A 12,914-nucleotide genomic window follows, 5' to 3' on the forward strand; every position below is an offset into this window, starting at 1 on the left:
TACAAATCAGTCTATCTGTAAAAAAATCCGGGAATTTAACCTCGATATCTATATCGCGTACCCCGAATCCCGTATCACTATAATCTTCTCGCCAACTCCATTTTGAAAGCCATCAGTTTGGCTATATTCTCGGATTTATAGATTGCCATATCAGCATTTTCGCCTACGAAATTTTCCTCAATGGTAATACGCCAAAGCAGCAGCCATCGGTCGAAGTGTTTTTGCTCCATAGCCTGTATCTCATTAATCGGGAAGTGGACACCCATTGGATTTCCTTTATAGCTCATCTGCCCAAAAAGAATAGACTCCCAGAAAGAATACATTTTAGGAAGATGTTTGTCCCAATCTACTTGAGCAATATCATTAAAAAAGAATCCAATGGTTTCATCTTTAACAACTTTGTTGTAAAATGAATTGACAAGGTGTTCAATATCTTCTCTTGACTCCAGTTTTTTCATACCTCAAATGTACTCCAAAATCAAATTAAAACTCAAATGAATCAATTGATAAAATTCATCAAAACAATATTTTATCTTTGCATCAGAATTAGCAGAAAAACGAAATTCGTATAACCAGCTCAAAAACAAATGATATAGAATGACAGGAGGATTCAGAAAAAAAATCCGTCAGAAAAATGCGGAGAACAGTGGTTTCGGAACCAATGCCTCAGGAAGGTTCATCAATAAAGATGGTCTCCCGAATGTTCAGCGAAGAGGCGTGAATGTTTTTAACAGGCTAAGCTGGTATCACACCATGCTGAATTTATCCTCATTTCGTTTTATTTCTTATCTGGTGGTTGCTTATATTCTCATTAATCTTCTGTTTGCCATGATCTATTACCTGATTGGGGTAGAGCATCTTACAGGAATAGATAAGAGTGATCCACTCAATGAATTTATTGATGTCTTTTTCTTCAGTTCTCAGACATTCACCACGGTTGGATACGGAAGAATAGCTCCGGTAGGATTTTTGGCAAGTCTTGTAGCAACTTTTGAAGCTTTTCTGGGATTGCTTACCTTTGCCATTGCAACAGGACTTTTTTATGGAAGATTTTCAAGACCGAGGGCATACTTAAGATTTTCTGATATAGCAGTTATCGCTCCTTTTCAGGAATCTTCAGCATTAATGTTCAGGCTTGCTCCCTATAAGAATAATGCATTGACGGATGCAGACGTAATTGTATCGGTAGCTATTGAAGTTATGGAAAATGGAGTTGCCAAAAGTAATTTTTACAGACTTACCACGCAGATGAGTAAGATCAATACTTTGGCTCTCAACTGGACTGTAGTGCATAAAATTGATGAAAACTCTCCGTTTTACGGTTTTTCTGAAGAAGATTTTAAAAATACAGATCTTGAGCTTATCGTACAGGTACGCGCATTTGACGAAGTCTTTTCAAATACGGTGGTTCAAAGATCTTCGTATACTACAGGAGAAATTGTATACGGAGCCAAATTTGTTCCGATGTATTATCCAAACAAAGAAAATCTCTCAACGGTACTGGATCTGGATAAAATTAACGAGTATAAAAAAGAAGAACTTCCGGAGTCCGTGAGAAACAAAGAATAAATGGATTTAGATTTTTATAAAAAACAAGCGATACAAAAGCAGAAAGAACACAAGAAATTTTTGGACGGATTAAAGAAAAAACAGCCCAAAAATCTCGATTATATAGTGCAGGAAACCCATGATGAAGTTTTTGAAGAAATAGATTGTCTGCAGTGTGCCAATTGCTGCAAAACAACTGGGCCTCTCTATACCGAAAAAGATATTGAGAGAATTTCCAAACATCTCCGAATGAAGTCTGCAGACTTTGAAGCAAAGTTTTTAAGAGTAGATGAAGATAATGATAAAGTATTGCAGAATCTTCCCTGTTTTTTTCTGAACAACGATAATACATGTTCTATCTACGACGTAAGGCCAAAAGCCTGTCGTGAATATCCTCATACAGACCGTAAAAAGATTTATCAGATCAATAATTTGATGCTGAAAAATACTGTTATCTGTCCTGCAGCATTTGAATTCGTAGAAAAAATGATGAAGAATGTGACGAAGTAAACCTAAGACGGGGAGCTGGATGATAGGAATTGGAAGTCTTGATAATAAACCGTTTTAGCTAATATTTTCACTGAAATAAACTTCCTGCTTCCAGCATCACTCTTCAAGCCCAATCATCCGAACTCATTTTTCCAAATTCCTCTTAAATAATTATAAAGTACGTTAAATAAGTCTTTTACACATAATTTTATAAATGATGCCTCGTTTAAGTTAAACAATCATTTAAATATTACATTATGAAAAAGTTATTTTTAACGGCAGCGTTTACATTAGTCGGAGTAATCGCAGTATCAGCACAATCAACACCACAAAAGCCGGCCGATACTTCTACTAATAACACTACGACAACTCAAACTCAACAACCGAATACACAGACTACAAGTCCTTCGGATCAGAAGAATCAACAGGAAAAATCACCTGCCACTACAATGGAAACGGCACCTGCAACGGATCCATCAGTAAGTACAACGCCTACTGATGCCACTAAACCTGCAGATGCTCCTAAAGAAGAGAAGAAAGACAAAAAGAAGAAAAAGTAAAGCACTTTAGCAAACACTAGTCGGAATCCTGAAATCTTGTATTTCAGGATTTTTTTTGTTCAATTTCTTCCACTCTGAACAATAAAATCCTGGTGATCAGATCCAGCGGCAGCTTTTCAGTGATGGGAAATTGAACGGCTCCTTTTGAAAACTTATATTTTCTTTCTTCAAAGTCTTTTTCAAAATTGTGGATGCCTTCAGCTCCGGGATAGAATCCGATATGCTTTTTATAGCCTGCAAAATAAATCAAAGGCTTTCCTTTGTAACGGAATGCGGGCATCTGATACCCGATATATTCTTCCAGATCCGGAACCTGAGAATGAATTGCTTTTCTGAGTTCAAGCAATTTTTTCTGTACATCTATCGGGAACAGAAGGATGTATTCATCAATATTTTTAAAGGTGTTTTTCATCATATAAAAATAAAAAAAGCACTGCATATAGCAGCGCTTTCTCCTTTCACTTTTTACTTTTTTCCCATTATCCCGGGAACAGGCTATATCAAAAAAGGTCGGGAGTTTTTCCCAACCTTTGTTTTTTTGTTACACAACTCCTTGAGCCAACATTGCTTCTGCTACTTTTACGAAGCCGGCAATATTTGCACCTTTTACATAGTTTACATAACCGTCTTCGTCTTTTCCGTAGTCTCTACAAGCTTTGTGGATACCGATCATGATTTCCTTTAATCTTGCATCAACTTCTTCAGAAGTCCAGTTAAGACGGATAGAGTTCTGAGTCATTTCTAATCCTGATGTAGCAACACCTCCAGCGTTGGAAGCCTTACCAGGAGAGAATAATACTTTATTGTCTAAGAAATAGTTGATTGCATCTAGTGTAGAAGGCATGTTAGCCGCTTCAGTTACACAGATACATCCGTTTTCAACTAATTTTCTTGCATCATCTAAATCTAGTTCATTTTGAGTTGCAGAAGGGAAAGCTACGTCACACTTCACATCCCAAGGACGTTTTCCAGCATGGAACTCGGCAGATGGATATTTTTTAGCATAGTCTTCAGCTCTGTTGTTTCCTGAAGATCTAAGTTCTAATAAATAATCGATCTTTTCTCCGCTGATACCATCTTTATCATAGATGTATCCATCTGGTCCAGAGATTGTTACTACTTTAGCACCTAGTTCAGTTGCTTTTTTGATAACTCCCCAAGCTACGTTTCCGAAACCTGATACTGTTACAATTTTATCCTGGAAATTTTGTCCGATCGTTTTAAGCATCTGCTCTGCGAAGTATACTACACCGTATCCTGTAGCTTCAGGACGGATTAATGAACCTCCATAAGCAAGACCTTTTCCTGTAAGAACTCCGGTAAACTCATTTCTGATTTTCTTGTACTGTCCGAATAAATATCCGATTTCTCTTGCTCCAACACCGATATCTCCTGCAGGTACGTCTGTTTCAGGACCGATGTGCTTGCATAATTCTGTCATGAAAGCCTGGCAGAAACGCATTACTTCCATATCAGATTTTCCTTGTGGATCGAAATCTGAACCTCCTTTACCACCTCCCATTGGAAGAGTTGTCAAAGAGTTTTTGAATACTTGTTCGAACGCCAGGAACTTAAGAACTGATAAGTTTACAGTAGGGTGGAAACGGATTCCTCCTTTGTATGGTCCAATAGCAGAGTTCATTTGAATTCTGAAACCTCTGTTAACCTGAATTTCTCCTTTGTCATCAACCCATGGAACTCTGAAAATAATAATTCTTTCAGCTTCAGCCATTCTTTCAAGCAGCTTCATTCCGGTATATTCTTTTTTAGTAGCAATGAATGGAATTACTGTTACGGCAACTTCTTTTACAGCCTGTAAAAATTCCGGTTCGTTAGGATTTTTTGCTTCAATTTTTGCAATAAACTCTTGGATTTTCTGGTCAATATTATATTGTTCCATATATTAAGGTTGAATATTATTGTCAACAAATTTAATTTTTTTTTCAAGATTCACAACACTATATTTCAACATTGTTAAAAATTAAATAATAATGTTTCGTAATATTATTAAATTGATAATTTATGATCAAATTTTATTAAAAATGAAATGTTATGTGTGAAATAATGCAATATTAAGAAATCGTTAAATATCAAATTGCTATAAATTGCCTCCCGGAAAACGATTTTACTTTCCCTAAAAGTTCCAATTCTAAAATTATTGGCAAAATTTTGTGAGTAGAAACTTCAATTTTCTGTGACAGATCATCCAGAGAAATCTGAGGATGGTCTTTGATAGATTGATATATTAAATTCTGACTATCAGACAATTGTATGCTTTTCTCGCTGTGAGGAAATAACTCTTCCATTTTTTCTTTCGGATCATTTAATCCGAGGAGTCCGATAAGATCTTTTATGGTAGAAATAGCGGTTGCTTTATTGTGGAAAATCAGCTGATTACATCCCTGGCTGCTGCTTTCCGTGATTTTTCCAGGGAGTGCAAAAACATCACGGTTATAATCATTGGCAAAGGCTGCTGTGCTCACAGAACCTCCTCCAAAACCGGTTTCCACTACAATAGTTGCAGGAGATATTCCTGCCACGATTCTGTTTCTTTGGATGAAGTTTTCCCGGTCAGGTTTTCTGGAAGAGCTGAACTCCGTTATTAATGCACCTCCTTCCTGTAAAATTTTCTCAGAAAGTTTTCTGTTTGTTGCCGGATATAAATATTGAAAACCATGTGCAAGAACTGCTACAGTGGGTTTTTGATGACAAATAGACTGTTCGTGAACTTCTTTATCAACTCCTAAAGCAAGACCGCTTACAGATGTATATTTTGAAGATTGTGTTGCTTTGAAGAAGTCTTCAATAAACTGTTTTCCATAAGTTGTCATATTTCGGGTTCCTACAATACTTACTTTTGGTTGTGTATTCCCGATATTCCCTTTTTGATAAAGAATAGCCGGTGCATCATTACATTCATTGAGTAGAGAAGGGATTTCTTTGAGATGTTTTAACCTGATTTGAATATTATTTTTTTCGCAAAAATTTAATTCTTCTTCTGCGAATTCCAAATGAGATGTATTTCCAATATCTGAAACTGTTTTCTGTCCTATCCCTTCCAGTTGTTTATACTCTTTTTTTGCTCTTTTCCAGGCTTCCTGAGCGCTTCCGAAAGTACGGATAAGTTTATGAAAATGAATATCGCCAATCTGGCTGCATTCGCGGAGGGCGATGGCATATAAGTATTCTTCGGAGGTCATGTGTGTTTTTTTTCAAATGTAATGAAATAAGTTTTATCTTTTTCTCAATTCATCCAAATGATCCCATATATCATCCTTTTTCTTGTAAGGAAGCTCCATAAAGTCTTCAGGATGATTTTCTTTGTATTCCTGCCACAATTTATCATCTTTTTCGCTGTAATAATTCGGAAACTCCCAGATGAACTTTTTCTTCTTTTCGCCAACATTTTTAAAGGCAAATGCAATAATACTGCCTACTACCGCTCCGGAAAGATGGGCCTGCCATGAAATTTTACTCGGTTCCTGCATATTGTAAAACAATTCTTCAGGAAGCATACCCCAGATCAAACTGCCATAATAAAGCACAACAAGCATTGAAATTGTGAGAAGTTTCGTATTCCATTTAAATACCCCGCTGAAGAATAGGAAAAAAGCGAGTACATAAACTACACCACTGGCTCCGATGGTACAAGTGTACATATATTCACCAGTAAGGATATCAATAGGAGGAAGAAGCCATACCAAAAGTCCCGTTGCCAGCCAGCCGATGATAAAGACTTTGTTGGCAACCAATGGATAAAACTGATACAGCAAAAACATAAGGGCTGCTATGGGAATAGAATTTCCTATAATATGATCAATATTTCCATGTAAAAGGGGAGAGGTAACCACGCCAAGCAATCCCTCAGGTAAGAGAGGAATAATGGCTCCAAAACAGCTTTGAAAAAAGCCCTGCATTTGTAAAAAATACCCGAACCACATCGCTGAAAGCATCAGCAATGGGTATATAACCGCTCTTTTGGAAATTACATTTTTGAACATGTGGATTTTACGTCAAATCAAAAGCCAATAATAAATTTCGGAAAATTTGTCGATGAATTCGTTTCTACCGACCTGATTTTAAGACAAAAGGTATTAAATTTAACTTTTGAACTTATTATTTTGGCATTGATTTTATAGAAATATCTTGTTATGAGGTGATTAAACTTTATTGAAATTCGATTCTTTTAAAGCTGAATTTACCTTTAAAAAAAATTATATTAATATTTTTGCATTGAAAATTATTTAGAGTAATGAAGAAGTTTTTATTGATTCTTTCCTGTTTTATAGGAATATATGCTAGTGCACAAGAAGAATTAAAAAAAGATTCCGTAGTTGTAGACACTGTTAAATACTGGTCGGTTTTAGGAAAAAATACATTAATGATCAATCAGGCTGCCTTTTCAAACTGGGTAGGAGGTGGAGCCAACAATGTAGGATGGCTAGCCGGAATTAATTATAATCTGACGTATGAAAAAGACAAAGACCTTTGGGAAAATATCATCATTCTCGGGTACGGACAGAATGATACAAAAGGACTTGGAATCAGAAAAACGCAGGATGTTATCAATGTTTCTACCAATTATGGGCGAAAATTTTCGAAAAGCTGGTATTTTTCTTTAGGAGCCGGTTTGCAATCACAGTTTGCGGCAGGATATGAAGATGGAAATAACCCTGAAGCCAAAAAAATCTCAAACTTTATGGCACCTGGCTATGTAAACGTCGGGATGGGTATCACGTACAGGCCTAATGATGATTTAACTGTTACTTTACGTCCTACCAACGCCAGATGGACTTTTGTATTAGACAAAGACCTTCAGATGGCAGGAAGCTATGGTCTTAAAAATGATGGTGATACTTCTTTATTACAGTTCGGTTTTCTGGGAACAGCAATGTATAAACTGAAAATAATGGAAGATATTTATTTAACCAATACAGCTTCCGTCTTTTCAAATTACCTTGATCGGCCGGACAGATTGGTTCTTGCTTATGGAGCTTTGCTGAACCTGAAAGTCAATAAATATATTTCTTCTAATGTGACAGTAGATCTGCTCTACGATCATAATCAGATAGAAAAAACGCAGTTGAAGCAAACTCTTGGAATAGGATTCGCATATACCCTGGAAAATGGGGTGAAACGCTCTGATCGTAAAGACAGCCAGTGGTGGATCAAAAAATAGTTTAGAAAACTTATATTATAATTAAAAACACTTCAGAAATGAGGTGTTTTTTCTTTATAAAATTCTGTAATTTTAAGTTGACTTAAGTTTGATTGGTAATTGTTTTGTTTTCAAGTGGTTTAATTTCAGTTGTTTATGAGGTTGTTTTCAGTTATGTTAAATTCAATTTAAAGTGAATTTTATGACGGCGTAAATTATTATTTATACATTTGTAATAAATCAACATTATGAAAAAACTTTTATTGATCAGTTCTATCTCTTTTGGGGCTGTAGCATTCGCTCAGGAGGCTAAGACTGAAGCTCCGGCATCAGACACCGTTAAAGCATGGTCTATTCAGGGACAGAATACATTAATGCTGAACCAGGCAGCCTTTTCAAACTGGGTAGGCGGGGGAGCCAACAACGTGGGATGGCTTGCCGGTGTTAATTACAACCTGACGTATGAAAAAGGAAAAGATCTTTGGGAAAACATTATCATTCTTGGGTATGGACAGAATAACACGCAGGGAACTGGAGTAAGAAAGACTCAGGATGTCATTAATTTATCTACCAACTATGGTAGAGAATTTGTCAAGCATTGGTATTTGTCTGCAGGTGCAGGGCTTCAGACTCAGTTTGCTCCGGGTTATGAAGATGGAAATAATCCTGATGCTAAAAAGATTTCTAATTTTATGGCTCCCGGATATCTGAGTGTAGGAGCAGGGGTTACTTATCGTCCCAATGATAATCTTACCGTGACTTTACGTCCGGCCAATGCAAGATGGACTTTTGTCTTAGATGAAGATCTTCAGAAAGCAGGAACTTATGGTCTTAAAAATGACGGAGATTCTTCTCTTTTTCAGTTCGGTTTCCTGGGTACAGCAATGTATAAGCTGAAGATTATGGAGAATATTACCCTACTGAATACGGCCTCTGTATTCTCAAATTATCTTGATCATCCGGAAAGGCTGGTTCTTGGATACAGCGGAGTTTTAAGTATGAAAATCAACAAATATATTTCTACCAATGTTACTCTGGATCTTTTGTATGATCATAACCAGATATGGAAGACCCAGCTGAAGCAGACTTTAGGCGTAGGATTGGCTTATAATTTTGATAACGGTAAGAAACGTTCAGAAAATAAAGATAACCAAAGCTGGTTGAAAAAATAAGACAGAAATACAATCTGTCATACAACAAAAAAGCACTTCATTTTGAAGTGCTTTCCTTATCAATATATATAAGTCTTAGAATTCTATATCAACGCCTAATTTCTCAGCCAATAACTTAGAAATTTTCTCTTTTAGAGGTTCTATATCAATATTCTGCATCGCATCATTCGCGAAAGCGTATAAAAGTAATGCCTGTGCTTCTTTTTTAGAAATTCCTCTCGCTCTCAGGTAGAATAAAGCATCTTCATTCAATTGACCTACTGTACAACCGTGAGAACATTTTACATCATCAGCAAAGATTTCTAACTGAGGTTTTGTATCAATACTTGCCCCTTCGCTTAGCAATACATTGTTATTTTGCTGGTAGGCGTTTGTTTTCTGAGCAATTTTGTCCACAAAAACTTTTCCGTTGAAAACTCCGTGAGCATTCCCATCAAAGATTCCTTTGTAGTTTTGGTAACTTTCACAGTTCGGGAAGTTATGGTGAACCGCTGTATGGTGATCTACCAACTGATCTTTCCCGATAATGGTGATTCCGTTCATGAATGAATTGATATTAGATCCATTATGAATAAAATCAAGGTTGTTTCTTACCAGTTTACCTCCGAAAGAGAATGTGTTTACCGTTGTTAAACTGTCTTTTTCCTGTCTTGCGAAAGTATTGTCGATAAGATAGGTTGTGTTGTTATCGTTCTGAAGTTTGTGCCAGTCAGCCTTTGCATTGGGGTATGTAAAGATCTCCGTTACAGAGTTTGTCAATACATAAGTGCTGTCAAAATTGTGATGGCTTTCAATGACCTCTACTTTAGCTCCTTCTTCTACGATCAAAAGGTTTCTTGTATTGTAAAACGTGTTTTCCTCCTGGTTCTGAGAAATATAAAAAACGTGAATTGGCTTTTCAATCACTACATTTTTAGGAACTTTAAGGAAGAATCCATATTTGCAGTAAGCAAGGTTCAGGTTCGTAAAAGCCTGTTCTTTGGAAGCAATCGTATTGAAATACTTTTCAAAAACTTCTTTATGCTTCTCATCATTCAATGCATAATTGAAAGAAAGGAATTCTACATTCTCAATAGAAACTTTAGATAGCTCTTTGTGAAGCTTACCGTTTACAAAAACAATCCAATCAAAATTTTCTTCTCCAAGGTGCAGTTCATCAAACTGCTCTTTAGTGATATTGTGGCTCTCTTTCGGGAAGAAGTTGTAGCTTTTTTCCGTGATTTCCTTTAGATTGGTATATTTATATTCTTCGTCTTTTTTTGTTGGAAAACCAAGGTTTGCAAATCTTTGAAGAGCTGCTTTTCTGCTGTCATCCAGAAATCTGTGACGAAGACTCTCCAAAAATTCATTATGGTTCTCTATAATTTGTTCTTTTAATGCCATTACTGGTATATCTGTGGTTTGCACCATTTTTTCTTTTTTTATTAACTAAAATATTGTTATTCCGAGGAATAGGGAACCCAATTTTTAATACTAGAGATTCTTTTTCGCCACATTTTATGAATGATTACAAAAAAGGTTAATCTCTGAAATAATATATATTCTTCTTAGTTAAGAAGCCAGTCGTAACCTTTTTCTTCAAGTTCTAATGCTAAAGACTTGTCTCCTGTTTTGATGATTTTTCCATCTGCTAAAACGTGAACGAAATCAGGCTGAATATAGTTTAGCAATCTCTGATAGTGCGTAATCAAAAGAACTGCATTTCCTTCATTTTTAAAGTGGTTTACTCCATCTGCCACGATTCTTAAAGCATCGATATCCAATCCTGAATCAGTTTCATCAAGGATCGCTAATTTAGGATTAAGCATCATCATCTGGAAAATTTCATTTCTTTTCTTTTCACCTCCGGAGAATCCCTCGTTCAATGATCTTGAAAGGAAATCTTTTTTGATTCCCAACTTTTCAGACTTCTCGCGGATTAATGCAAGCATTTCTTTTGCCGGCATTTCTTCCAGTCCGTTTGCTTTTCTTGTCTCGTTCAAAGCAGCTTTGATAAAGTTCGTTACAGAAACTCCCGGAATTTCCACTGGATACTGGAAAGAAAGGAAAATCCCTTTGTGAGCTCTATCTTCAGGAGCTTCTTCACTGATGTCTTGTCCTTCGAAAAGAATCTCTCCACCAGTTACCTCGTAATCTTCTTTTCCTGCGATTACAGAAGAAAGGGTAGATTTACCAGCTCCGTTTGGTCCCATGATCGCGTGAACTTCTCCCGGCTTTATTTCAAGATTAATACCTTTTAATATTTCTGCGCCATCTTCAATTTTGGCGTGAAGGTCTTTAATTTGTAACATTCTTGCTAACTTTTGCTTTTTATAATTGTATGAGCTTCTTTCCTTTATATACACATCGTCTTTATATAGGATATTTCCTCAATAGACGGACAGAAGCTTTTTATATTTTATGTTTATAATAATCTTCAATGAAGACTATAACTTATATTTCCGTTTATAACGGTTGATCATCGGATAAAAACTCTGAAAACCTTGCCTTTAAATCAGTTTGTTTTTATCTGAAGGGTTCTTTTTTGATCATATTATCCTACTGAACCTTCTAATGAAATCTCAAGTAATTTCTGAGCTTCAATAGCAAATTCCATTGGAAGCTTGTTCAAAACTTCTTTGCTGAAACCATTCACAATCAGAGCAATGGCTCTTTCTGTATCAATACCTCTCTGGTTACAGTAGAAAATCTGATCTTCCCCGATTTTTGAAGTCGTTGCCTCGTGCTCTAACTGTGCTGTAGGATCTTTGATTTCAATATAAGGGAAAGTATGAGCTCCACATTCATTACCCATCAATAAAGAGTCACATTGTGAGAAGTTTCTTGCTCCTTTTGCAGAAGGCATTACTTTCACCTGTCCTCTGTATGAGTTTTGTGATTTCCCGGCAGAAATACCTTTAGAAATAATCGTTGATTTGGTATTCTTTCCGATGTGGATCATCTTTGTACCTGTATCTGCATACTGGTGGTTGTTAGTAACTGCAATAGAGTAGAATTCTCCGATAGAATTGTCTCCTTTAAGGATACAAGACGGATATTTCCATGTTACTGCAGAACCTGTTTCTACCTGTGTCCAAGAGATTTTTGCATTTCTTTCGCAAAGTCCTCTTTTCGTTACAAAGTTGAATACACCTCCTTTTCCTTCTTCGTTACCAGGATACCAGTTCTGTACCGTTGAATATTTGATCTCGGCATTGTCTAAAGCGATCAATTCTACAACGGCAGCGTGAAGTTGGTTTTCATCTCTTGAAGGAGCTGTACATCCTTCAAGATAAGAAACATAACTTCCTTCATCAGCTACAAGAAGCGTTCTTTCAAACTGTCCTGTTCCTGCCTGGTTGATACGGAAATAAGTAGAAAGTTCCATAGGGCATTTTACCCCTTTAGGAATATAACAGAAACTTCCGTCAGAAAATACTGCGGAATTCAATGCTGCATAAAAGTTATCTCCTCTCGGAACTACTTTTCCAAGATATTTTCTTACTAAATCTGGGTGGTTTTTAATAGCCTCAGAGATTGAACAGAAAATAATTCCTTTCTCTGCCAATGTATCCTGGAAAGTTGTTTTCACAGAAACTGAGTCCATTACGATATCTACGGCAACTCCGGAAAGTCTTTTTTGCTCTTCGATATTAATCCCTAGCTTTGCGAATGTCTTCAACAACTCAGGATCTACTTCGTCAAGACTTGCCAGTTCTGGCTTTACTTTAGGAGCAGCGTAGTAACGGATTGCCTGAAAATCTGGTTTTTCATATTTGATATTGGCCCATTCAGGCTCTACCATTTTCTGCCAGATTTTGAAAGATTCCAATCGCCATTCTGTCATCCATTCCGGTTCTTCTTTTTTAGCAGAAATGGCACGGATGATGTCCTCATTTAAACCAATCGGGAAATCTTCATAATCAATCTTCGTTTCCCAACCGAATTCATATTTTTTATTTTCTAGATCGACTCTTAAATCGTCTTCTGTATATTTACTCATTACTT

Annotated in this window: 13 protein-coding genes; 5 read left to right on the top strand and 8 right to left on the bottom strand. The window is 36.4% G+C overall.

Annotation, left to right across the window (positions count from 1 at the left end; genetic code table 11):
* Positions 1 to 77: 77 nt before the first annotated feature.
* Complete coding sequence (locus NK356_RS00475) at positions 78 to 458, bottom strand: group III truncated hemoglobin (protein WP_253315927.1); 381 nt, start codon at positions 456 to 458, stop codon at positions 78 to 80.
* A gap of 139 nt (positions 459 to 597) precedes the next feature.
* Between NK356_RS00475 and NK356_RS00480 the strand changes: the two genes are divergently transcribed.
* The 3 genes from NK356_RS00480 (at position 598) to NK356_RS00490 (ending at position 2,597) form a co-directional block, all read left to right on the top strand.
* Entirely contained in the window at positions 598 to 1,569 is a 972-nt protein-coding gene (locus NK356_RS00480; RefSeq protein WP_034691854.1) for an ion channel, read from the top strand.
* Positions 1,570 to 2,058, top strand: coding sequence for a YkgJ family cysteine cluster protein (locus NK356_RS00485; protein WP_253315928.1), 489 nt, complete (start codon positions 1,570 to 1,572; stop codon positions 2,056 to 2,058).
* Positions 2,059 to 2,294: 236 nt separating this feature from the next.
* Positions 2,295 to 2,597 carry a hypothetical protein gene (locus tag NK356_RS00490; RefSeq protein ID WP_034691849.1) on the top strand — a complete coding sequence of 101 codons (303 nt, stop codon included), beginning with the start codon at positions 2,295 to 2,297 and terminating at the stop codon, positions 2,595 to 2,597.
* A 43-nt stretch (positions 2,598 to 2,640) separates the two neighbouring features.
* Here NK356_RS00490 and NK356_RS00495 read toward each other — a convergent pair whose 3' ends face one another.
* The 4 genes from NK356_RS00495 to NK356_RS00510 all read right to left on the bottom strand — a co-directional run bounded on the left by NK356_RS00495 (position 2,641) and on the right by NK356_RS00510 (position 6,598).
* Positions 2,641 to 3,012: an iron chaperone gene (locus NK356_RS00495; RefSeq protein WP_253315929.1), complete on the bottom strand. Its 372-nt coding sequence runs from the start codon at positions 3,010 to 3,012 to the stop codon at positions 2,641 to 2,643.
* A gap of 126 nt (positions 3,013 to 3,138) precedes the next feature.
* Positions 3,139 to 4,497: an NADP-specific glutamate dehydrogenase gene (gdhA, locus tag NK356_RS00500; RefSeq protein WP_034691843.1), complete on the bottom strand. Its 1,359-nt coding sequence runs from the start codon at positions 4,495 to 4,497 to the stop codon at positions 3,139 to 3,141.
* A gap of 190 nt (positions 4,498 to 4,687) precedes the next feature.
* Positions 4,688 to 5,797, bottom strand: coding sequence for a DNA-processing protein DprA (gene dprA, locus NK356_RS00505; protein ID WP_034691840.1), 1,110 nt, complete (start codon positions 5,795 to 5,797; stop codon positions 4,688 to 4,690).
* Between the two features lie 33 nt (positions 5,798 to 5,830).
* Entirely contained in the window at positions 5,831 to 6,598 is a 768-nt protein-coding gene (locus tag NK356_RS00510; RefSeq protein ID WP_079240009.1) for a rhomboid family intramembrane serine protease, read from the bottom strand.
* A gap of 251 nt (positions 6,599 to 6,849) precedes the next feature.
* Between NK356_RS00510 and NK356_RS00515 the strand changes: the two genes are divergently transcribed.
* Both NK356_RS00515 and NK356_RS00520 read left to right on the top strand, forming a co-directional pair.
* Positions 6,850 to 7,776: a DUF3078 domain-containing protein gene (locus NK356_RS00515; RefSeq protein ID WP_034691835.1), complete on the top strand. Its 927-nt coding sequence runs from the start codon at positions 6,850 to 6,852 to the stop codon at positions 7,774 to 7,776.
* Between the two features lie 227 nt (positions 7,777 to 8,003).
* Entirely contained in the window at positions 8,004 to 8,927 is a 924-nt protein-coding gene (locus tag NK356_RS00520) for a DUF3078 domain-containing protein (RefSeq protein WP_034691832.1), read from the top strand.
* A gap of 75 nt (positions 8,928 to 9,002) precedes the next feature.
* Here the strand turns inward: NK356_RS00520 and sufD are convergent, their stop codons facing one another.
* The 3 genes from sufD to sufB form a co-directional block, all read right to left on the bottom strand.
* Complete coding sequence (sufD, locus tag NK356_RS00525) at positions 9,003 to 10,310, bottom strand: Fe-S cluster assembly protein SufD (RefSeq protein ID WP_034692056.1); 1,308 nt, start codon at positions 10,308 to 10,310, stop codon at positions 9,003 to 9,005.
* A 164-nt stretch (positions 10,311 to 10,474) separates the two neighbouring features.
* Positions 10,475 to 11,218, bottom strand: a complete 744-nt coding sequence (sufC, locus tag NK356_RS00530) for a Fe-S cluster assembly ATPase SufC (protein WP_034691829.1) — start codon at positions 11,216 to 11,218, stop codon at positions 10,475 to 10,477.
* Positions 11,219 to 11,460: 242 nt separating this feature from the next.
* Positions 11,461 to 12,909 carry a Fe-S cluster assembly protein SufB gene (gene sufB, locus NK356_RS00535; protein WP_034691827.1) on the bottom strand — a complete coding sequence of 483 codons (1,449 nt, stop codon included), beginning with the start codon at positions 12,907 to 12,909 and terminating at the stop codon, positions 11,461 to 11,463.
* Positions 12,910 to 12,914: the final 5 nt, after the last annotated feature.

The sequence above is a fragment of the Chryseobacterium sp. S0630 genome (assembly GCF_024158915.1).
Lineage (GTDB): Bacteria > Bacteroidota > Bacteroidia > Flavobacteriales > Weeksellaceae > Chryseobacterium.

Bases quoted from the DNA above. Each gene is read 5' to 3' on its own strand.
- NK356_RS00510 (WP_079240009.1), bottom strand. From the start codon at position 6,598: ATGTTCAAAAATGTAATTTCCAAAAGAGCGGTTATATACCCATTGCTG.
- sufB (WP_034691827.1), bottom strand. From the start codon at position 12,909: ATGAGTAAATATACAGAAGACGATTTAAGAGTCGATCTAGAAAATAAA.
- NK356_RS00520 (WP_034691832.1), top strand. From the start codon at position 8,004: ATGAAAAAACTTTTATTGATCAGTTCTATCTCTTTTGGGGCTGTAGCA.
- NK356_RS00515 (WP_034691835.1), top strand. From the start codon at position 6,850: ATGAAGAAGTTTTTATTGATTCTTTCCTGTTTTATAGGAATATATGCT.
- NK356_RS00485 (WP_253315928.1), top strand. From the start codon at position 1,570: ATGGATTTAGATTTTTATAAAAAACAAGCGATACAAAAGCAGAAAGAA.
- sufD (WP_034692056.1), bottom strand. From the start codon at position 10,310: ATGGCATTAAAAGAACAAATTATAGAGAACCATAATGAATTTTTGGAG.
- sufC (WP_034691829.1), bottom strand. From the start codon at position 11,218: ATGTTACAAATTAAAGACCTTCACGCCAAAATTGAAGATGGCGCAGAA.
- dprA (WP_034691840.1), bottom strand. From the start codon at position 5,797: ATGACCTCCGAAGAATACTTATATGCCATCGCCCTCCGCGAATGCAGC.
- NK356_RS00495 (WP_253315929.1), bottom strand. From the start codon at position 3,012: ATGATGAAAAACACCTTTAAAAATATTGATGAATACATCCTTCTGTTC.
- gdhA (WP_034691843.1), bottom strand. From the start codon at position 4,497: ATGGAACAATATAATATTGACCAGAAAATCCAAGAGTTTATTGCAAAA.
- NK356_RS00475 (WP_253315927.1), bottom strand. From the start codon at position 458: ATGAAAAAACTGGAGTCAAGAGAAGATATTGAACACCTTGTCAATTCA.
- NK356_RS00490 (WP_034691849.1), top strand. From the start codon at position 2,295: ATGAAAAAGTTATTTTTAACGGCAGCGTTTACATTAGTCGGAGTAATC.
- NK356_RS00480 (WP_034691854.1), top strand. From the start codon at position 598: ATGACAGGAGGATTCAGAAAAAAAATCCGTCAGAAAAATGCGGAGAAC.